The sequence below is a fragment of the Achromobacter sp. Marseille-Q4954 genome (assembly GCF_943737025.1).
Taxonomy (GTDB): Bacteria; Pseudomonadota; Gammaproteobacteria; order Burkholderiales; family Burkholderiaceae_B; genus Achromobacter; species Achromobacter bronchisepticus_A.
Map to the genome: position 1 here is coordinate 259,603 of NZ_CALSFQ010000002.1, position 19,175 is coordinate 278,777.

Below are 19,175 nucleotides of genomic sequence, written 5' to 3' on the forward strand. Positions count from 1 at the left end.
CGCTTCAGGCGTAGAGCCCATGCAGGAACCAGCGGGCGTGCTCGTCGTCGCGCTCGCGGTAGATCCAGTAGCGCGCGGCGGCGGCGTCCTCGGCGACGAAGTAGTCGCGCACCGTCAGGGCCGGGTCCCACCAGCCGCTTTCGATGCGTTCGGGGCCGCGCATCAGGCGCAGCGCCTGGCCGCCGTAATGCGGCCGGTGGCCGGAAAGCTTCAAGGGCAGCGGCGGGTCCAGCAGCCAGAAGGGGCGGTCCAGCAGGGCGGGCAGGGGCGCGGGACGTTGGGGCGGCGACAGCGCGTCGCCCCAGGCGTTGGCGGCCTCGGGGCGGTGGTCGGGAACCGGGTGGGCGTGGCGCACCTGGTCGCGGCCCAGCCGCGCCACCAGCAGGTCCAGCAGCCGGGCATGGTCGGCGGGCGTGCCGCCGGGCTCGGGGAACAAGGTAGTGCTGGCGGCGGGCTGTTCCACCGTGTCGGGCGCCAGCAGCGCCACGGCGATCACGGGCGCTTCCAGCGTGAAGCGGGCCAGCTTTTCCCGCAGCAGGTGGAGGATCTGCGGCGCCTGCCAGACCGGCTGGGCCAGGGCCAGTTCCAGTTCGGTGGGCGGCCGGGCGTGGCGGCCGCGTTCGTGTTCCATGCTGAGCACCACGCGGCGCACCGCCAGTTGCCGGGCGCTGAGCCAGCCGCCCAGCTGTTCGGCCAGCCGGCGCGCCACCGCCAGCACCGCGTCGGTGTGCTCGACGTAGTCGGTGAGTTCGATGCGGCGCGAGAACTGGTGCGGCGGCTCGATCCAGCGGTGGAGCTCGGGCGCCAGGCCGTAGGCGGCGTCCAGGGCCTGCAGCAGTTCAGGCGCGCTGCGCCGCTGCAGGCCCGCGCGCGGCAGGGCGCGCAGGTCCGCCAGGGTATGGCAGCCGATGTCGTCGAGCCAGTCGCGGCGGGCCTGCGCCTGCGGCAGCAGGGCCAGCGGCAGTGCGTCCAGCCGCCGGGTCAGCGTGGGCAGCGTCAGGGTGCGCCGGGGTGCGCGCCGGCCGGGGCTGCGCGCCAGCAGCCAGGCGCCGGCGGCGGTCGGCGCCATGCCTAGCGAGACGCGCAGGTCCAGGGCGCGCAAGGTGGCGGCGACCCGCCGGTGCAGCGCCTTCGGACCGCGGAAGAGCATCAGGCTGGCGCTTACGTTCAGCAGCAACGTGTCGCCGTCGGCCAGGGCGATTTCGGGTGTGTATTGCAGCAGCGCCAGCGCCGCGCCCTGCAAGGCTTCGGACTCGGCCAGGACATCGCGGGGCAGCAGCTCGACCTCGGGGGCGATGGCGGCCGCGCCCGCGCGGCGCATGCCCGGCTTGACCCCGGCGCGGCGGGCGGCGGGCGTCAGGGCGGCGACGCGTTCCTGTTCCAGGACCGCGAACGCCTGCCCCTCAAGCGGCCAGTGCGGGCGCAGTGCGTCCAGCGGCAGGCAGCGCAGGAAGGCGGCGATCCAGAGGCGCATGGCGGGGAGAAACAGGTGTGGTGACGCCCGGTTCCAGGCCCACGTATAGCGGCGTATCGCAGGCGGGCCCGCGGCGCTTCAGGATGTGGACGGACAAGCCGCCCGCGGCCGGCGCGAGCGCCAGCCGCAAGGGCGCGGGCGTGGCGTTTTGCGCCGCGCTGCTGGGGCGCACCGCGATGAACAGCAGGTCGCTGGCCTGGGCGGCCAGGTGCAGGCGGCGCAGGGATTCGGGGCGCACATGGGGCAGCCAGCAGATCAGGGCGCCGCAGCTGCCGTTCTTCAGGATCTGTTCGGCGGCCCAAAGCGCGTCCACGGGTTTTTCCGGCGCCACCCAGAGCAATTGGCGCGGATCCAGCCGCCAGCTCATCCAGCTGGCGATGTGGGGCGCGTGCGGCGGCTGCACCAGCGCGATGGCGCGGCGGGTTTCCAGCTGGGCCAGCGCCGGACGCAGCAGGCGGATTTCGCCGATGCCGGGGTGCGGCACCAGCAGTTCGGTCAGCGAACCCAGCGGCCAGCCGCCGTCCGGCAGCTCGGGCGAAAGCGCGGCATGCCCGGTGGGCAGGGTGCGGGCGGCGCCTTGAGCCAACTGGGTGGCGCGCCACAACGCGGGATGGATACGTTCTGGGGACTGCATGGTGATCGGTTCCGGCTTGCGGGGACCCGGGGTAGTGGCCGATGCGTCATTATAGCTGTATATATATACAGTATTTAAAAGGGGCAGAGCGCGCCGCGAATAGTTTTGCGCCGGTAACGCGGCAGCCCAAAAGAAAACCCGCCCGTACACCTTTCGATGCAGAGGAGCGGGCCGTGTTGAACGCGATTTTAGCCGCTTCAGGCAGGCGGATCGCAATCAAGCGCGGGCGTTCTGCGCAGTAGATACCGAGGCCTCCACACCCGCCGTGCGATCCAGATCCAACCCATAAAACCGCATATCCTCGTACCGGATCCAGTGCGACTTGCGCACCAGCCGGTGGCCGATCCACAAGGCCAGGAACAGCGGGATCGCCAGGTAGGTGGAGATCACGCCGATCCAGTCGATGCGGTCTTGCAGGAAGGCCTGGTAGTTCTGGCCCAGCGTGACCGCCAGGCACAGGACGAAGGCCAGCAGCGGGCCGAAGGGGAACAGGCCGGCCTTGTAGGGCAGGTCGGCGGTGTCGTAGCCGTGCTTCACATAGCCCTGGCGGAAGCGGTAATGGCTGACCGCGATGCTCAGCCAGACGATGAATTCGGTCATGCCGGCGAAGTTCAGCAGCCAGATGTAGACGGCCTTGGGGCTGTACACCAGGCTGAACAGGCACAGGCAGGCCAGCAGCGCGGTGGCCATCAGCGCGTACAGCGGCACGCCGCCGCGGGTGACGCGCCGGAACAGGGCGGGCGCCTGGCCCTCCACCGCCATGTTGAACAGCATCCGCGTCGCCGCGTACATGCCGGAATTGCCGGCCGACAGCACCGAGGTCAGGATCACGGCGTTCATCACGGTAGCCGCCGACAGCAGCCCCGCGTGCTGGAACACCAGCGTGAAGGGGCTGACCGCGATGTCTTCCACTTCGTTGCGCAGCAGCTGCGGGTCGGTATAGGGCAGCAGCAGGCCGATGATCAGGATGGCCAGCACGTAGAACAGCAGGATGCGCCAGAACACGTGGTTGATCGCGCGCGGCACGTTGCGGCGGGGATTCTCGGATTCGCCGGCGGCCACGGCCACCAGTTCGGTGCCCTGGAACGAATAGGCCACCACCATCGCCACGCCCACCCAGGTGGCCGCATTGCCCACGAAGGGCGCGTCGCCGACCGACCAGTTGACCAGGCCCACGGGCGTGCCGCTGTGGATGATGCCCACCAGCATCGCCAGCCCGACGCCGATGAAGCACAGCACGGCCACGACCTTGATGATGGCGAACCAGTACTCGGCTTCGCCGAAGCTGCGCGCCGAGAAGGCATTCAGCCCGAAGGTCAGGGCCAGGAAGGCCACGCTCCATATCCAGCCGGGCGTATCGGGGAACCAATAGGCCATGACCAGTTGCGCGGCCACCACGTCCACCGCCACCACCGTGGCCCAGCTGATCCAGAAGTTCCAGCCCAGCGCGAAGCCGAAGCCGCCGTCGACGTAGCGCGAGGCATAGGTGCAGAAGGAACCCGATACCGGCATGAAGGTGGCCAGTTCGCCCAGGCTGGTCATGATGAAGTAGACCATCAGGCCGATGGCCAGGTAGACCAGCAGCGCGCCGCCCGGGCCGGCCTGGGCGATGGCGGCGCCGGAGGCCACGAACAGGCCGGTGCCGATGGCCCCGCCCAACGCTATCATCGTGAGGTGGCGCGCCTTGAGCACGCGATGCAGCTGGTTCTGGCCGGCAGGCGTGGCGCCGGATTCTGTTGTCGGAGTTTGCATTACTGGGGTAGGAAGTTGCCGCGGCGGCGGACCATCAGGCACGGGCGTGCGGGCCTGCCCGCCAGGCAATGCCGCGCAAGCCAGCCGGTCCGTGGCGGTGCGGCAAAGGTTGCTTCAAGGCGCGCATTTTACAATGCGGCTATTCCGGGGCCGTTCGGCGGCCCCAGCCAGCACGGAGCAGTTTCATGGCGTCTTCCACTTCTATCGAGTTTCTTCCCAACGCCGGCGTCGACGTGCGCCAGCTGTTTATCCTGCTGCACGGCGTGGGCGGCACCCCCGACGACATGGAACCGTTGGCAAAAGCCGTGCGCGCGGCGTTCCCCAGCGCGGCGGTGCTGGTGCCCCAGGGGTTCGAGCCCTACGACGGCGGCGGCGACGGCCGGCAGTGGTTCTCGGTGCGCGGCGTGACCGAGGAAAACCGCCCGGAACGCGTGGCGGGGGCCTTGCCGCCCCTGGAAAACTATGTGCGCGAGGCGCAGGCGCGTTTCGGCCTGCTGCAGTCGGACACGGCGCTGGCGGGCTTTTCGCAGGGCGCCATCATGGCGCTGGAACTGGTGCAGGCGCACGACGGCATCGCCGGCCGCGTCATCGCCTTCTCGGGCCGCTACGCCCAGATGCCCAAGCTCGCGCCGCAGTTCACCACGCTGCACCTGCTGCACGGCGCCGCCGATCCGATCATGAACGTGGAGCTCATCCAGGCCGCCCAGGCGCGCCTGACCGAGCTGCACGGCGACTCGACCATCGACATCGCGACCCAGGTGGGGCACGCATTGCACCCGGCGCTGATCGAGCGCGCCATCGTGCGCTTGAAGACCTGCGTGCCGTTGCGCAGCTGGGAGGCCGCGCTGGGTCTTAACCAGACGCCGCCCGACGGCACCCCGGTGCATTGATCATTTTTCCCAGCCGCCGCCCAGCGCCAGGAACAGCGCGATCTGGTCGCTGCTGAGGTCGGCCTGCGAAGCCGCCAGCGCGCTTTCGTTGCTGGCCAGCGTGCGCTCGGCGTCCAGCACGGTCAGGTAGTCGGTCTTGCCGTACTGGAACAGGCGGCTTGCCTGAGAGGCGGCCTCGGCGCTCTGGTCGCGCGCGGCGCGCAAGGCGGTGTCGCGATCCAGTTGGCGCGCGTAGACCACCAGCGCGCTCTCCGTTTCCCGCAGGGCATTCAGCACGGTGGCGTCGAAACGCGCCGCCGCGGCCTTGGTGCTGGCCTGCGCCTCGGCGATGCGGGCCTGCGCGGCGCCGGTGTTGGGTATGGTCCAGGAGATCAGCGGACCGACGCTCCAGCTGAAGGTGCCGCGGTCGCCGAACATGGCGGCTGGGCCGCCCGAGGCCGCCGACAAGCCCAGCGAGATCTTCGGATACAGGTCCGCGGTAGCCACGCCGATGCGCGCGGTGGCTGCGGCCAGGGTGCGTTCGGCCTGGCGGATGTCGGGACGGCGGCGCAGCAGTTCGGCGCCGTCGCCCACGGGGATGGTTTCGGTCAGGCGCGGAGCCTGGGCGCATTGCAGCAGCGCGGGCGGGATTTCGCCCGGCGTCTGGCCGGTCAGCGCCGCCAGGCGGTACAGCGCGGTGCGCTGCTGGGCCTGGAACGGCGGCAGGTTGGCCTGCAGCTGTTCAAGCTGGCTGCGGGCGCGGGTCACGTCCAGCGTGGTGCCGCGGCCGGCGCGTTGCAGCCGGTCCACCGCGTCCAGCGATTGCTTCTGCACCTGCACCGAATGCTGGGCCGAAGCCAGCTGCATGCCGGCCGCGCACATATTGGCGTAGGCCCGGGCGGTCTCGGCGGCCACGGTGACGCGGGTGGCGTCATAGGCGGCCTGCGCGGCCTGCTCGTCGCCGCTGGCCGCTTCCACGGCGCGGCGGATCTGGCCGAACAGGTCCAGCTGGTATGCCACGCTGGCGCCCATGGAGTAGGACCAGCGGTTGGGCGGATCGATGCCGGGCTGCAGTTCCTGCAGGCCGGACACGTGGCCGAAAGTGGGCGAGGCATTGACGCCGATGGACGGCTGCTGCTGCGCCTGCGCTTCGCGCACGGCGGCCTGGGCGCGTTCCAGGTTGGCGCTGGCCACGCGCAGGTCGGTGTTGGCGGCCAGGGCTTTTTCCACCAGACCATCCAGCACGGGATCGTCGTACAGGCGCCACCAGTGGCCAGGCACCGCATCCTGCCGGAACGCCACCTCGCGCGCCTGCGTGAAGGGCGCCTGCGCGCTCTGCCGCTCGGCCGCCGATCCGGCGGGCACCTGGTAGTCCGGGCCCACGGCGGCGCATCCGGCCAGCGCAAGGGCCAGCGTAAGAGGCAGGAGGTATCTGGTGTTCATGGCGGTTACGGCTGTGCGTCGATAAGAGAGTAGGGGTGGAAGAAAGGAACGATCAGGACGGCTGGCGCGCCCCGGCCTGCGAGTGGGCCGGGCCGGAATCCACCGACACGGTGGCGGTTTGTCCCGCCACCAGGCGCACGCCTGCGGGCACGTCGTCGATCTTCACGCGCACCGGGATGCGCTGCGCCAGGCGGACCCAGTTGAACGTGGGATTGACGTTGGGCAGCAGGTTGGCGCCGGTGCTGCGGTCGCGGTCGGCGATGCCCATGGCAATGCTCTCCACGTGGCCGCGGATATGGTGCGAGTCGCCCATCAGCGTCACGGTGACGGGGTCGCCTTCGTGGATGCCGGGCAGCTTGGTTTCCTCGAAATAGCCTTCGACGTAGAACGAACTGGAATCCACCAGCGCCATCACGCCGCGGCCGGCGGTGGCGTAGGAACCCGCGCGCAGGTCCAGGTTGGTGATGCGGCCGTCATTCACCGCCAGCACGCGGCTGCGTTCCAGGTTCAGGCGCGCGGTATTGAGCTGCACTTCGGCCTGGGCCAGCGCGGCTTCGGTCTGCTGCAGCTTGGTCTGGCTTTGTTCCAGCGCCTCGGCGGCCACCAGTTGGCCCAAAGAACGGTTGCGCTTGGCGTCGCGCACGGCCTGGTCGCGCGCCACTTGCGCGGAACGCACCGAGGCCTGGGCCTGGTCGTAGGCCAGCTGGAAGCGCGCGCGGTCGATTTCGAACAGCACGTCGCCGGCCTTGACGTCCTGGTTGTCGTGCACCGGCACGCTGGTCACCAGGCCGGAGACATCGGGCGCGACCTGCACCACATAGGCCTTGACGCGGCCGTCGCGGGTCCAGGGTTCGACTTCATAGTGCACCCAGAGCTGCCAGCCGGCGTAGGCGGCCGCGGCGACGACGACGGCGGTCACCGCGAACTTGCCGATGGCTGCGGGGCGCAGGGCGTTGGGGAGTTTCATGCTTATCTCTGGAGTAAATAGGGGGAAATGAGGGATACGCCGTACAGCAGCACCACGAACAGCGCCAGGTCGAACAGCGCGGGGTGCCACACCAGGCGGTACAGCCCGGCGCGGGCCAGCACGCGGCGCACTGCCCACGCCACGCCCAGGGTCACCACGCCCAGCACCAGCAGCCAGGGAAAATAGACGCCGTAGAGATTGAATTCGCCGATCATGATGCTTGGCCCTCCAGGGTGGGATGGGCGGGTTGGTAGTCGGGCGCGTCGGGGAAGAAGGCGCGGCGCAGGCCCACCAGCGCGACCACGGCGCGGTCGCGGGCGGCGGCGCCCGGGGGCGTGGCCGTCACGCTGGCCAGCGCACGGTCGATCTGCGCCAGGAACTCGGGCGTCTTTTCGCCGACCTGCCAGGCCGAGCGCGCGTGGAAGAATTTCGCCAGTCCGTCCAGCACCGGCTGGATGGCGGGTTCCGCCATGGGCAGGTGACGCCGGGCGCGCTGCAGTTCGGTGATGTCGCGGCCCACGCGCAGGTCTTTCAACGCGTCGGCGGCGACCAGGTCGTCGGGCCGCTGGGCCAGCGCCAGACGCGGCTGCAACAGGCCGATGCGGTCCAGCATGCGGGCGGCGTAGGTGTGGCGCGAAGGCGCGCGCGGCGAGCTTGCCAGGGTTTCCAGTTCCTTCCAGTTGGCGGCCTGGATGCGGCGTGCGCTCCAGTCGGCGCTGACGGTGCGGAAGATGGCGGCGATGATGGCCGCCGTGGCAACGCCCATGCACTGCGCGACCTGCGTGTCGATGAAGGACACGATGTCGGCGGTGTTGGTGTCCTGCAGCGCCATGGTGCCCAGGAAGCCGAACAGCATCGCCATGGCCTTGCCGGCGGTGGCGGGCCGGGCAATGAAGATGCCCAGCACGAAGGTCGTGGGCAGCATGGCCAGGGCCAGCATCTCGAACGAATGCAGGGCGGGCATGATGCCCAGCAGGTACAGCGCCGACAGCGGAATCGAATACACCGTGTAGGTCAGGAACTGCATGATGCCGGGGACCGGATTGTCCTGCGACGCGAAGAAGCAGCTGAAGATGGCGGCCATGAGCGCGGCGGTGGCGCCGTTGCTCCAGGCCGTGCCGATCCAGAAGGCGCAGCAGACCGAAATGGCCACGCCGGCGGCCAGGGCCGACAGCAGCGCCATGCCGCGGTCGCGGTGCAGCGCGGTGTTGGGCGCGGGATTGGAGCGCGGCGCGCGCAGCGGCGCGCCCGCCAGGCCTGCTCGGATCTCGCGGCGCAGCGCCAGGCATTCGTCATAGGTGTCGACCAGTTCGCGCAAGCGCGTCATCAGGCTGGCCAGCAGCACCTCGCGCCAGCTGGAGCGGCTGTCGATGTCGGGCGTGAGGCGGGTGGCGGCGGCGCGCAGTTGGACCGCTGTCTCGTGGGTGGCCTGGGCGCCGGCGTTGATCCATTCGGAGATGTCGGCGAGCAAGGCCGTGACGGCTTCCGGCAGTGGCTGGCCGCCGGCCTGCAGGGCGCGCATGCGGTCTTCCACGGCGGACACGGTGGGCGTCAATGCCGCGATCTGGTCCTGCATGGCGCGCACCGCGCCCGAGGTCCAGCGCAGGTTGCTGGTGTCGAAAGGCACGTGGGTGGACATCAGGCGCAGCTGCGTGATGTCGTTGGCCAGCACGCGGCGGTCGCGGTCCTTCTGTTCGGTGGCCTGGCCGCTGAGCGTGTCGTGCATCCAGTTGCGGGCGTCGCGCACGGCCTTGTCCAGCATCAGCGTCAGGGCCGGGGCCAGGCCGCGCGGCAGCACGATGCTGTGGATCAAGGTGGCGCAGACGATGCCCAGGCTGATTTCCTCGACGCGGGCGAGGGCGGTGTCGAACACCTGGGCGGGGGCGGTCACGCTGGGAAAGCCGATCATGGCGGCGGTATAGCCCGCCAGCATGAAGAGGTACGAACGCGGCGTGCGGTCCAGCACCGACAGGTACAGGCAGGCGCCCACCCACAGCACCATGGCGGCGGTCATGACCACCGGGGAATTCGATAGCCGCGGCACCAGGTAGACGGTGGCGGCCGAGCCGAAGAAGGTGCCGGCCAGGCGGTACAGCGCCTTGGAGCGCACCGCGCCCGACCAGGGTTGGGCCACGACGTAGGCCGTGGTCATGGCCCAGAACGGACGCGGCAATCCCATGCTGTAGGCCAGGTAGAGCGCCATGATGGCGCTCAGGTAGCTCTTGAGCGAGAAGATGGATTCGCGGACGTTGGGGAGTTTCACGCTTGTTCGTCCTGTGGCTGGGTGCCGGCGCCGCCGCGGCCCAGGGTGACTTTCAGGCTGTCGAAGACCCGCAGGCAGGCTTGCAGGTCGGCTTCGCTCACGCCCCGGAACAGGCGGCGGCGCAAATCGACCAGCACATCCTCGACCTTGGCGCGCAGCGCCTGGCCGGCGTCGGTCAGGTGCAGGGTCTTGGCGCGGCGGTCGTGCGGGTCTTCGCGGCGTTCCATCAGGCCTGCGGCGACCAGGTGGTCCAGCACCCGCACCAGCGAGGGGCCTTCCACGCCCAGCGCCTCGGCCAGCGCGCCTTGGCGCACGCCGTCTCCCAGGCGGCCGGCCAGGATCACGGGCCAGGCGGTGGCCTGGGACAGGCCGTAGTCGGCCAAGGCCTTGTCGGCGGCGCCGCGATAGGCGCGCGACAGGACCATCAGGGCGGAGGTGGTGGCCATGAGCTGGGAGTCGGTGGGCGTGTTCATGGAATAGATTGTATCCTATCTATTAGCTTACTAATAATTGAAAATGGCGATTATCTCCATGGATTTTCTCAATCGGGAAAATAGAGGACGGTTGTTCCAGCTATGGAAAACCAGGGACAGCGTTCTGGGATTTTCGGCGTCGCGGGGAGCGACGCGGGCGCGGCGGCGGCGGCCGCGCCCCGGCGTTCAGCCGTTGCAGTCCGCCCAGCAATTGGGCGTTTCGTACAGGCGCACGCGGGTCAGGCGCAGTTCGGCGCCATAGTGGCCGTGATAGTGCGGGGCCAGGGTCTGGAAGACGATGGCGGCCAGGTTTTCGGCCGTCGGGATGCGGTCCAGCACCACGGTCTTGTGGCCGGGCAGGCTGTCCAGGAAGCCGCGCACGGCGGCGTCGCCCTCGTACACCAGGAAGGCATGGTCCCAGACGTCCACGATGTGGGTCTTGGCGATGTGCTTGATCTCGGAGAAATCCATCAGCATGCCGTTGTCGGATTCGCCGGGCGCCTGCACCACGTCGCCGGTCAGGGTGATCTCCAGCACGTAGCGGTGGCCGTGCAGGTTGCGGCACTGGCTGCGGTGGTCGGGAATGCGGTGGCCGGCGTCGAATTCCAGCCTGCGGGTCACGGAAATCATGGCGCGCTCCGCAGGGGGCTAGGGTGAATCATGGAATGCCTATGTATTTGTGGGTCTGCAGGCTGAGCCGCCATTGCGGATGCTGCATACAGTACTGGACGGCCTGTTCGGTGTTGGCCGCGCGCGCGGGGCCGTCCATGGGTTGCAGGAAGAAGTGGTCGAAGTCCAGGTGCGCGAAGGCTTCGGGCTGCGCGTTGGCTTGCGGATAGACCAGCTTGAGCTCGTCGCCGCGCTCGAGGACCACGGGCGCGGTGCCCTTGGGGCTGACGCAGATCCAGTCGATGCCGGCCGGCGGCTTGATGGTGCCGTTGGTTTCGATGGCCACCGTGAAGCCGCGCGCGTGCACTGCGGTCAAGAGCGGCGCGTCCAGTTGCAGCAGCGGTTCGCCGCCGGTGAAGACCACGTAGCGGTCGTTGGCGCCGGGGCCCCAGGCCGCGGCGATGGCGTCGGCCAGCAGTTCGGGCGTGGCGAACTTGCCGCCGCCGTCGCCGTCGGTGCCGATGAAGTCGGTGTCGCAGAAGGTGCAGGCGGCGCTGGCGCGGTCGCTTTCGCGGCCGGTCCAGAGGTTGCAGCCGGCAAAGCGGCAGAAGACCGCCGCACGGCCTGCGTGGGCGCCTTCGCCCTGCAGTGTCTTGAAGATTTCTTTGGCGGAGTAAGTCATGGTGGTGCCGGCGGTCGGATAAGGCCGGACCCCGGATAAATCAGGCAAAAGCGCATTATTTTACTTTGCGCGGCGCATCTATACTTGCGGGCTATGTTTCACGTCCAAGATTCCATCTACCTGGATGAACGCGATCTCGCGTTCACCATGATCCGCGCCCAGGGCGCGGGCGGCCAGAACGTCAACAAGGTGTCCAGCGCCGTGCACCTGCGTTTCGACGTGCGAGCCTCCAGCCTGCCCGAGGAAATCAAGGAAGCGCTATGCGCCCTTAGCGATCACCGCGTCTCCAAGGACGGGGTCATCGTCATCAAGTCGCAGACGTTCCGCAGCCAGGAAAAGAACCGCGCCGAAGCCATCGAGCGCCTGATCGCCATGGTGCGCGCGGCGGCGCGTACCGACAAGCCGCGCCGCCCGACCAAGCCCACCCGCGCCTCGCAACGCCGGCGCGTGCAGCGCAAGGTGCTGCACGGCGAGGTCAAGCGCTTGCGGGGGCGGGTCCAGGGGGATTGAGGGCGGCCCGCGTGAGGGCGGCCCGCGGCCCGGCCTGGGCGCGGCTGTGCAGGCGCTGCCGGAACAGGTCCGCCATGGTGGCCGCCGCCAGCGACAGTGGCGTTCCCCGCAGCGTCATGATGCCGATGCTGGCGACCGGCATGGGCGCCTCCGTGCGGATCTGGCTGGCTTCGGCGCCGTAGGGCGGGATCTCGAGCATGCCCGCGGGGCAGACGATCAACGCGTCGCTGCGGACCATCAGGTTCCACATTACGCCGAACGTATCGCAATCGATGACGCGTTCGGGCGGTTGCAGGCCGTTTGCGCGCAAGCCTTGCAGAAAAGCGTCGGTGTGGCTGCCGCCCGAGGTGTTGAGCAGCCATTCGCAGCCCGCGATGTCTTGCCAACGCGTGGCGCCCGCCAGCGGATGACCGCGGCGGCAGGCGACCATGAATTCCAGCGGCCGCAGTTCCTCGAAATCGAATTCCTGCCCGCCATGGTTCCCGGCCATGCCGGATGCCAACGCGAAATCCAATGAGCCGTTGCGCAATGCCGGCAGCACGGCGGCCAGCAGGCCTTCCGAGACCTTGAGCTTGGCCGCGGGCATGCTCTGCCTGAAATCGTTGAGCACGTCGGGCAGCACGCTCAGCATCACCATGGGCGTCACGCCCACCGCCACCCGCGCCTGGGCGCCGCTGAGCAGTTGGCGGATGTCCTGGCGTGCCAACGAGAGCTGGGCCTGGGCAAGCTGCGCCCGCACCGTCAGGTGTACGCCGCACTCGGTGACCTCGATGCCCTGGGGACTGCGCGTGAGCAGCGGCGCTTCCAGTTCCGTTTCCAGTTCCTTGATGGCCTTGGTCACGGCGGCCTGGCTCAGGTGCAGGCTGCGCGCCGCAGCCCGGATGCTGCGCAATTCGGCGACCTTCAGCCAGGCCCGCAGATGGTGGTCTTTCATATGCTTCCCCCCGGTGGCGACAACTGCTAGTTGTCACCTTAACAAAGAAATAGCCTTATGCGCAGCGCGGGCGATCTCTAAGCTTCACGACGACCAGACCATGCAGTCCCGTACTTCAGGAGCAAGCCATGCAGATCTTTCCCCGTCGTGTACGCCAGACCCTTTCACTGTGTTTTGCCTTGCTGGGCGCGGCAGGCGCCGGCGCGGCGCAGGCGGATTGGCCCCAACGGCCGGTCAAGCTCATCGTGCCGTATGTGGCGGGGTCCGGTCCGGACGTGGTGCTGCGCCCGATCGCGGACGCCCTGGGGCGCGAACTCGGCCAGCCGGTGATCGTCGACAACCGCGGCGGGGCGGGCGGCATCGTCGGCACCCAGGCGCTGGCCGCGGCGGCGCCGGACGGCTACACCATCGGCTTCGGCAACCTGGTCACGCTGGCGATCAACAAGAGCATGTATTCGAAGCTGCCTTACGACCCGCAACGCAGCCTTGCGCCCATCAGCCTGGCCATCAGCAATGCCCTGGTGCTGATCGCCCGCAACGACTTCCCGGCAAGCAATGTGCAGGGCCTGGTCGACTATGCCAGGCAGCATCCGGGCAAGGTCAGCGTCGGCTCGTTGGGCGTGGGATCGAGCGCCCATCTGGCCGGAGAAATGCTCAAGAGCGAGACGGGCACGACCATGCTGCACGTCCCGTACAAGAGCGGCCAACAGGCGGTGGGCGACATCGTGGGCGGGCAGCTTGACGTGATGATCGACAACGTCGCGGGCGTGCTGCCCTTCATCCGCTCCGGCCAGGTCAAGGTGCTGGGGGCGACCAGCCTGGCGCGCGTGCCTGTCCTCTCGGACGTGCCCACCCTCGACGAATCCGGCTTGAAGGGCTTCGAAGTGGTGTCCTGGGGCGGCATCGTCGCGCCCGCCGGTACGCCCAAGCCCATCATCGACAAGCTCAATCGCGCCATCGCCAAGGCGCTGCAGGACCCGGCGGTGCTCAAGCTCAACGAAACGCTGTCCGTCGACGCGACGCCGTCCACGCCTGAACAGTTCGCCAACCTCATCGCCACCGAGATCCCGCGCTGGGGGGAGATGGTCAAGCGCTCCGGCGCGTCGGCCGACTGAGCGCGTTCAGCACCCGCGTTCAACACCTGCGTTCAACACCATAGGGAGCCATCATGACGAACGAACTCTGGCGCTGGAGCGCCGTCGACCTGGCCCAGGCCATCCGCAAGCGGGAAGTTTCCAGCCGGGAAGCGGTGCAGAATTGCCTGCAGCGGGCGGAACGGCTCAACCCCATCTTCAACCCGCTCACCGAGATCTGCGCCGACCAGGCCCTGAAGGCGGCCGACGCCGCCGACGCCGCGGTGCGCGCGGGCGCGCCGCTAGGCATCCTGCACGGCGTGCCGGTGACGATCAAGGCCAATGCAGATCTGGCCGGGTCGGCCACCACCAATGGCGTCGTCGCGTATCGGGACCTCATCGCAAGCGAGAACAATCCCGCCGTCGACAACTGGCTCAAGGCCGGCGCCGTGGTGATCGGCCGCAGCAACGTTCCGGCATTCTCCTGGCGCTGGTTTTCGGACAACGACCTGCATGGCCGCACCGTCAATCCGTTCGACGCCGCGCGCACGCCGGGCGGCTCCAGCGGCGGCGCGGCCGTCGCCGCAGCCCTGGGCATGGGGCCGCTGGCGCACGGCAGCGACCAGGGCGGATCGATCCGCTACCCGGCCTACGCCTGCGGCGTGGCGGGGCTGCGGCCGTCGCAAGGCCGGGTGCCGGCCTACAACGCCAGCCAGAAGTCGGAGCGCCCGGTGGCTTCCCAACTGGCCGCGACCCAGGGTCCCTTGGCACGGAACATCGCCGACCTGAGACTCGGGCTGGAGGCCATGTCGGCGGGCGATTCCCGCGATCCGTGGTGGGTGCCTGCGCCGCTGGACCTGCGCCAGCCCGGGGACTGCCGGCGGGTGGCGCTGTTCTGCGGCACCTCGGCCTTCAAGCCCGATCCCGCCGTGCTGGACGCCTTGCTGCGCGCCGCAAAGTACCTGGAAGACGCGGGCTACATCATCGAAACGGCAGCGCCGCCCCGTTTCGAGGAAGCGGCCGAGCTATGGCGCAACGTATTGATGAACGAAGCGTCCGGCTCCATGGGCCGCGAAATCGAGCGCGCCGGCGATGCTGCGATACAGCGCGCGTATCGCAGCATGCTGGCGCACACCGCGCCGCTGGACAAGGACGGCCTGGTCCAGGCGCTGGCGCTGCGCACCACGATACTGCGGGAATGGGGCGGGTTCTTCGACCGCTATCCGCTCGTGCTCATGCCGGTGTCGTTCGAGCTTCCATTCGCCATTGACCAGGATCAGCAAGGCGACGCAGCCATGGGCGACATGCTGCGCGCTCAGAGCCCGCTGGTCTCGACCGCGATACTGGGCTTGCCCGGCCTGTCGGTCCCTGTGGGTCTGGCGGACGGCGTGCCGATGGGCGTCCAGCTGGTGGCGGGGCGGTTCCGGGAAGACTTGTGCCTGACCGCGGGCGAAGCCATCGAGGCGCGCGCGGGGTGGTCGGTGCAGGATAGGCTCTTGGCCTGAGCGGCGCGGGGTGAAGGAAGGGGAAGGGCGGCTATGGGGGCGGGGCGGATAGCCGCGCGCGGCTATCCGCCCCGGCCATAAAGCCCTGTCCGGCGCAGGGGCATGACTATATATCGAATAGTTCCGATATAAGATTCGATAAATTGCGATACTTCAATATGACGGTCTCAACTTCCAGCCCCGACCCTGCCGCCTCGCTACCTGCCATCGACGCCGACGCCATCCTCAAGGCGCTGGCCAATCCGGTGCGGCGCGACATTCTTGCCTGGCTGAAGACGCCGCACGCGTACTTCGAGGTACGCCCGGGCCATACCTTCGAGCATGGCGTATGCGCGGGCCACATCGATGAACGCTGCGGACTGTCCCAGTCCACCGTGTCCTCGCACCTGGCCGTTCTGCAGCGCGCGGGCCTGATCTCGGCGACCAAGGTGGGGCAGTGGATTTTTTACCGTCGCAACGAAGCCGCCATTGCCGCGTTCCTGCGGCAATTGAACCAGGATATGTAGCCCCGCTACGCCGCCAGCGGCCCCTTCATCCGGGGCCAAGGATTTACGCATGAGCCAACTTTTCGAACCCCTGCGCGCAGGCGATCTGACGCTGCGCAACCGCATCGTGATGGCGCCCTTGACGCGCATGCACGCCAGCCCGGGCCGCGTGCCCAACGACCTGATGGTCGAGTACTACACCCAGCGCGCCGGCGCCGGCATGATCCTGACCGAAGCCACGGCGGTCACCCCGCAAGGCGTCGGCTATGCCGATACGCCGGGCCTGTGGACCCCCGAACAGGTCCAGGGCTGGCGCAAGGTCACGTCCGCGGTGCACCGGGCCGGCGGCCTGATCGTGGCGCAGCTCTGGCACGTGGGCCGGATCTCCGATCCCATGTTCCTGGACGGCGAACTGCCCGTGGCGCCCAGCGCCATTGCGGCCAAGGGCCACGTCAGCCATGTGCGGCCGCAGCGCGCCTACGTCACGCCGCGCGCGCTGGAAACCGCCGAGATTCCGGGCGTGGTCGAGGCTTACCGCCACGGCGCGCGGATGGCCATGGAGGCCGGTTTCGACGGCGTGGAAGTGCATGCCGCCAACGGCTATCTGCTGGACCAGTTCCTGCAGGACAGCACCAACCACCGCACTGACGCCTATGGCGGTTCGCTCGAAAACCGCGCGCGGCTGCTGCTGGAAGCGGTGGACGCCAGCGTGTCGGTGTGGGGCGCGGGCCGCGTGGGCGTGCATCTGTCGCCGCGCGGGGAAATCCACACCATGGGCGATTCCAACCCGGCCGCCACCTTCGGCTACGTGGCGCGTGAACTGGGCAAGCGCGGCATCGCCTTCCTGTGCGTGCGCGAGTATGAAGCCGCCGACAGCCTGGGCCCGATGCTCAAGGCCGAGTTCGGCGGCACCTACATCGCCAACGAAGGATTCGGCCGCGAGTCGGCCGAGGCCGCCATCGCCGCGGGCCGGGCCGATGCCGTGGCCTTCGGCGTGCAATACATCGCCAACCCGGACCTGGCGCGCCGCTTCGAACTCAAGGCGCCGCTGAACCGGCCCAACCCGGCCACGTTCTATGCGCCTGGCCCGGGCGGCTATACCGACTATCCGGCCCTGGCTTGACCGGCTGGTCCGGCCTTCAGAGCACGGCGCGCATCGGATAGGTGAACAAGCCGAAGTGCGCCGCGTTCAGGCCCAGGTGCGCCAGCACCGCCGCGGCCAGGCCGCCGTACTTGTAGGCGAGGCCGTAGGCCGCGCCCGCCAGGCCGGCCAGCAGCATCCATTGCCAGCCGCCTGCGTAGTGCGCCAGGCCGAACAGCGCGGCCGCGATGATCAAGGCTGCCCACGAACCCCAGGCGCGGCCGCGCCACAGGTCCGTCAGCCGCTGCTGCAGGTAGCCGCGGAACAGCGCCTCCTCGGCCAAGGTCACCAGCAAGGCATTGTTGATCAGCCAGATCCAGCCCGATTGCGGCCACTTGGGCGTCCAGCCGACCACGCCCAGCGCCAGCGCGCAGCCCAGGCACAGGGCCACCGCGCCCGCGCAGGCCAGGAACGCGGCCGACAGCGTGGCGCGCGGGGTCGGCCCCGCCATCGGCGGCGCCAGCGCCAGCACCACCCAGAACGCCACCAGCGGCTTGTCCAGGTTCAGGTACATGCCGAAAGGCACGGCGTCCGGACTCAGGGGCGCCGGCGCGATGACTTGCGGGTTGTGGAAGCCCGGCAGCCAGTGCAGGAACAGCAGCGCGGCCAGTGCGATGAAGAGCGCATGGCCGGCGGTGCGCGCCATTGCGCCCGATGCGGGCTGGACCAGCACGGCCGCCGCGATCAGCAACGCCGGCCAGACCAGCGCCACGGCGTTTATCGTGCCATCGGTCCAGGCCCAGGCGTAGGCGGCGGCAAGCGGCGCCAGCGCCCAGCGGCGCGTGGCGGGCGGCCACAGCATGGCGGCGGCGATGAACAGTGCGGACCAGGGGCTGAGCAGGGGCACGGGCGTGGACGGGCGTTGAAAGCGCTGAGTGTAAACGCGCCGCTCTGTGCAAGCCGCACGGCATGCGCGCCGGGCCGCTGAGCGCGTGTGCTGACGCCGCGCGGCGAACCCAGGTATCCTGGCGCCTGCCGGATACCTGGGAGCCAGACTATGAAAATGATCGCGTGGTTGATGTTGGCGGCGGCGGTGCTGCCTTTCGTGTCGGCGATCGTCGCCAAGGCGGGCGGAAAGAAATTCGACAACAACGATCCGCGCGCCTGGCTGGCGCGGCAGGAGGGCTGGCGGGCGCGCGCCAACGCGGCGCAGACCAATACCTTCGAATCGCTGCCGTTCTTCTACGCGGCGGTGCTGTTCGCGCTGTATACCCAGGCGCCGCCCGCGCACGTGGCCACGCTGATGGCCTGCTGGCTGGGCGTGCGGCTGGGCTATCTGGCCATGTACCTGGCGGGCTGGGGCGCGCTGCGTTCGCTGGTGTGGGCGATCAGCGTGGGCTTCATCATTGCGATCCTGTTCGCAGGCGTTTAACGGGCGGCGCCATGCGCAAGCGGCGTGTCGCGGCGCTGGCGGCCATTGCGCTGCCGGGCTTCATCTACGTCAACAACGCTGACTGGTCGGTGTCCGATCCCGGCGCGCGGGCGACGCTGCTCGCGCATCGCGGCATCGCGCAACGCTACGACACGGCGGGCATGGAGCGGGACACCTGCACCGCGACCCGCATCGTCGAACCCACGCACGGCTATCTGGAAAACACCATCGCCTCCATGCGCGCCAGCTTCGAGGCCGGCGCGGACATCGTCGAGATCGACGTCCATCCCACCACCGACGGCCAGTTCGCCGTGTTCCACGACTGGACGGTCGATTGCCGCACCGAGGGCCGCGGCGCGACGCGCGAGCACACGATGGCCGAACTCAAGGCGCTGGACATTGGCTATGGCTACACCGCGGACGGCGGCAAGACCTTTCCGTTCCGCGGGCGCGGCGTGGGCCTGATGCCCACGCTGTCCGAAGTGCTGGAGGCGTTTCCGCGCCAGCGCTTTCTCATCAACGTCAAGAGCCGCGACGCGGAGGAAGGCGCGGCGTTGGCGGCGGTGCTCAACGGCTTGCCGCCGGCCAGGCGCGCCGATTTCATGGTGTACGGAGGCGAAGAGCCGGTAGGCCGGCTGCGCGAGTTGGCGCCGGGCGTGCGCACGCTGACGCGCGCGGATCTGAAATCCTGCCTGTTGCGTTATGCGGCGGCGGGCTGGACCGGCCATGTGCCGCAAGTCTGCCGCGGCAGGGCGCTGACAGTGCCGGTGAATGTCGCACCCTGGCTGTGGGGCTGGCCCGGCCGCTTCCTGGACCGCATGGAGGCGGCGGGCAGCAGCGTGTTCCTGCTCGGTCCTTACGCCGGCGATGGCCATTCCACGGGTATCGACACGCCCGAGGACATACGCCGCGTGCCGGCGGGATACGCGGGCGGGATCTGGACCAACGAAATCGAAGCCGTGGCGCGCGCGTTCAAGCGCGGGCCATGA

The 19,175-nt window shown here is 69.1% G+C and carries 20 protein-coding genes; 8 read left to right on the forward strand and 12 right to left on the reverse strand.

What is annotated here, in order from left to right; translation table 11 throughout:
• Positions 1 to 4: 4 nt before the first annotated feature.
• From NGK62_RS19235 to NGK62_RS19245, 3 genes are all read right to left on the reverse strand, one after another.
• Positions 5 to 1,474, reverse strand: coding sequence for a Y-family DNA polymerase (locus NGK62_RS19235; RefSeq protein WP_187774107.1), 1,470 nt, complete (start codon positions 1,472 to 1,474; stop codon positions 5 to 7).
• The gene (gene imuA / locus NGK62_RS19240) at positions 1,404 to 2,108 is read right to left on the reverse strand and encodes a translesion DNA synthesis-associated protein ImuA (RefSeq protein WP_251879866.1); all 705 of its coding nucleotides are present in this window, start codon (positions 2,106 to 2,108) and stop codon (positions 1,404 to 1,406) included. The genes NGK62_RS19235 and imuA overlap by 71 nt, the downstream gene beginning before the upstream one ends.
• A 216-nt stretch (positions 2,109 to 2,324) precedes the next feature.
• Positions 2,325 to 3,860 (reverse strand): amino acid permease, encoded by a 1,536-nt coding sequence (locus NGK62_RS19245; RefSeq protein ID WP_118932088.1) that lies wholly within the window; start codon positions 3,858 to 3,860, stop codon positions 2,325 to 2,327.
• Positions 3,861 to 4,045: 185 nt separating this feature from the next.
• On the opposite strand from NGK62_RS19245, the gene ypfH reads away from it, so the two are divergent.
• The gene (gene ypfH, locus NGK62_RS19250) at positions 4,046 to 4,750 is read left to right on the forward strand and encodes an esterase (RefSeq protein ID WP_251879868.1); all 705 of its coding nucleotides are present in this window, start codon (positions 4,046 to 4,048) and stop codon (positions 4,748 to 4,750) included.
• Here the strand turns inward: ypfH and NGK62_RS19255 are convergent, their stop codons facing one another.
• The 7 genes from NGK62_RS19255 to queE form a co-directional block, all read right to left on the reverse strand.
• Positions 4,751 to 6,172 carry an efflux transporter outer membrane subunit gene (locus NGK62_RS19255; RefSeq protein WP_251879870.1) on the reverse strand — a complete coding sequence of 474 codons (1,422 nt, stop codon included), beginning with the start codon at positions 6,170 to 6,172 and terminating at the stop codon, positions 4,751 to 4,753. It lies immediately after the preceding gene.
• A 52-nt stretch (positions 6,173 to 6,224) separates the two neighbouring features.
• Entirely contained in the window at positions 6,225 to 7,139 is a 915-nt protein-coding gene (locus tag NGK62_RS19260) for an efflux RND transporter periplasmic adaptor subunit (RefSeq protein ID WP_118932085.1), read from the reverse strand.
• A 2-nt stretch (positions 7,140 to 7,141) separates the two neighbouring features.
• Positions 7,142 to 7,354, reverse strand: a complete 213-nt coding sequence (locus NGK62_RS19265; protein WP_013394149.1) for a DUF1656 domain-containing protein — start codon at positions 7,352 to 7,354, stop codon at positions 7,142 to 7,144.
• Entirely contained in the window at positions 7,351 to 9,402 is a 2,052-nt protein-coding gene (locus NGK62_RS19270; RefSeq protein WP_059380016.1) for an FUSC family protein, read from the reverse strand. Before NGK62_RS19270 ends, NGK62_RS19265 begins: the two co-directional genes overlap by 4 nt.
• Positions 9,399 to 9,875 (reverse strand): MarR family winged helix-turn-helix transcriptional regulator, encoded by a 477-nt coding sequence (locus NGK62_RS19275; RefSeq protein WP_059380017.1) that lies wholly within the window; start codon positions 9,873 to 9,875, stop codon positions 9,399 to 9,401. Before NGK62_RS19275 ends, NGK62_RS19270 begins: the two co-directional genes overlap by 4 nt.
• A gap of 186 nt (positions 9,876 to 10,061) precedes the next feature.
• On the reverse strand, positions 10,062 to 10,505 hold the full coding sequence (queD, locus tag NGK62_RS19280) for a 6-carboxytetrahydropterin synthase QueD (protein WP_013394146.1): 444 nt from the start codon (positions 10,503 to 10,505) through the stop codon (positions 10,062 to 10,064).
• A 28-nt stretch (positions 10,506 to 10,533) separates the two neighbouring features.
• A complete protein-coding gene (gene queE / locus NGK62_RS19285; protein ID WP_059380018.1) occupies positions 10,534 to 11,166 on the reverse strand; it encodes a 7-carboxy-7-deazaguanine synthase in 633 nt (210 codons plus the stop codon).
• A 93-nt stretch (positions 11,167 to 11,259) separates the two neighbouring features.
• Between queE and arfB the strand changes: the two genes are divergently transcribed.
• The gene (gene arfB, locus NGK62_RS19290) at positions 11,260 to 11,676 is read left to right on the forward strand and encodes an alternative ribosome rescue aminoacyl-tRNA hydrolase ArfB (protein WP_059380019.1); all 417 of its coding nucleotides are present in this window, start codon (positions 11,260 to 11,262) and stop codon (positions 11,674 to 11,676) included.
• Here the strand turns inward: arfB and NGK62_RS19295 are convergent.
• Positions 11,642 to 12,610 carry a LysR substrate-binding domain-containing protein gene (locus NGK62_RS19295; protein ID WP_251879872.1) on the reverse strand — a complete coding sequence of 323 codons (969 nt, stop codon included), beginning with the start codon at positions 12,608 to 12,610 and terminating at the stop codon, positions 11,642 to 11,644. The genes arfB and NGK62_RS19295 overlap by 35 nt on opposite strands.
• A gap of 128 nt (positions 12,611 to 12,738) precedes the next feature.
• Here NGK62_RS19295 and NGK62_RS19300 point away from each other — a divergent pair, with 128 nt between their 5' ends.
• The 4 genes from NGK62_RS19300 to NGK62_RS19315 all read left to right on the forward strand — a co-directional run bounded on the left by NGK62_RS19300 (position 12,739) and on the right by NGK62_RS19315 (position 16,796).
• The gene (locus tag NGK62_RS19300) at positions 12,739 to 13,725 is read left to right on the forward strand and encodes a Bug family tripartite tricarboxylate transporter substrate binding protein (RefSeq protein WP_059380020.1); all 987 of its coding nucleotides are present in this window, start codon (positions 12,739 to 12,741) and stop codon (positions 13,723 to 13,725) included.
• A 53-nt stretch (positions 13,726 to 13,778) separates the two neighbouring features.
• Positions 13,779 to 15,188: an amidase family protein gene (locus NGK62_RS19305; RefSeq protein WP_251879874.1), complete on the forward strand. Its 1,410-nt coding sequence runs from the start codon at positions 13,779 to 13,781 to the stop codon at positions 15,186 to 15,188.
• A 158-nt stretch (positions 15,189 to 15,346) separates the two neighbouring features.
• Entirely contained in the window at positions 15,347 to 15,694 is a 348-nt protein-coding gene (locus tag NGK62_RS19310) for an ArsR/SmtB family transcription factor (protein ID WP_059380022.1), read from the forward strand.
• Between the two features lie 49 nt (positions 15,695 to 15,743).
• Positions 15,744 to 16,796 carry an alkene reductase gene (locus tag NGK62_RS19315; protein WP_059380023.1) on the forward strand — a complete coding sequence of 351 codons (1,053 nt, stop codon included), beginning with the start codon at positions 15,744 to 15,746 and terminating at the stop codon, positions 16,794 to 16,796.
• Positions 16,797 to 16,812: 16 nt separating this feature from the next.
• Here NGK62_RS19315 and NGK62_RS19320 read toward each other — a convergent pair whose 3' ends face one another.
• Positions 16,813 to 17,616 (reverse strand): CPBP family intramembrane glutamic endopeptidase, encoded by an 804-nt coding sequence (locus tag NGK62_RS19320; RefSeq protein ID WP_251880905.1) that lies wholly within the window; start codon positions 17,614 to 17,616, stop codon positions 16,813 to 16,815.
• Positions 17,617 to 17,811: 195 nt separating this feature from the next.
• Here NGK62_RS19320 and NGK62_RS19325 point away from each other — a divergent pair, with 195 nt between their 5' ends.
• Together NGK62_RS19325 and NGK62_RS19330 are read left to right on the forward strand one after the other, a co-directional pair.
• Positions 17,812 to 18,186: an MAPEG family protein gene (locus tag NGK62_RS19325; protein WP_054453844.1), complete on the forward strand. Its 375-nt coding sequence runs from the start codon at positions 17,812 to 17,814 to the stop codon at positions 18,184 to 18,186.
• 11 nt (positions 18,187 to 18,197) lie between these two features.
• Positions 18,198 to 19,175 (forward strand): glycerophosphodiester phosphodiesterase family protein, encoded by a 978-nt coding sequence (locus tag NGK62_RS19330; RefSeq protein ID WP_251879876.1) that lies wholly within the window; start codon positions 18,198 to 18,200, stop codon positions 19,173 to 19,175.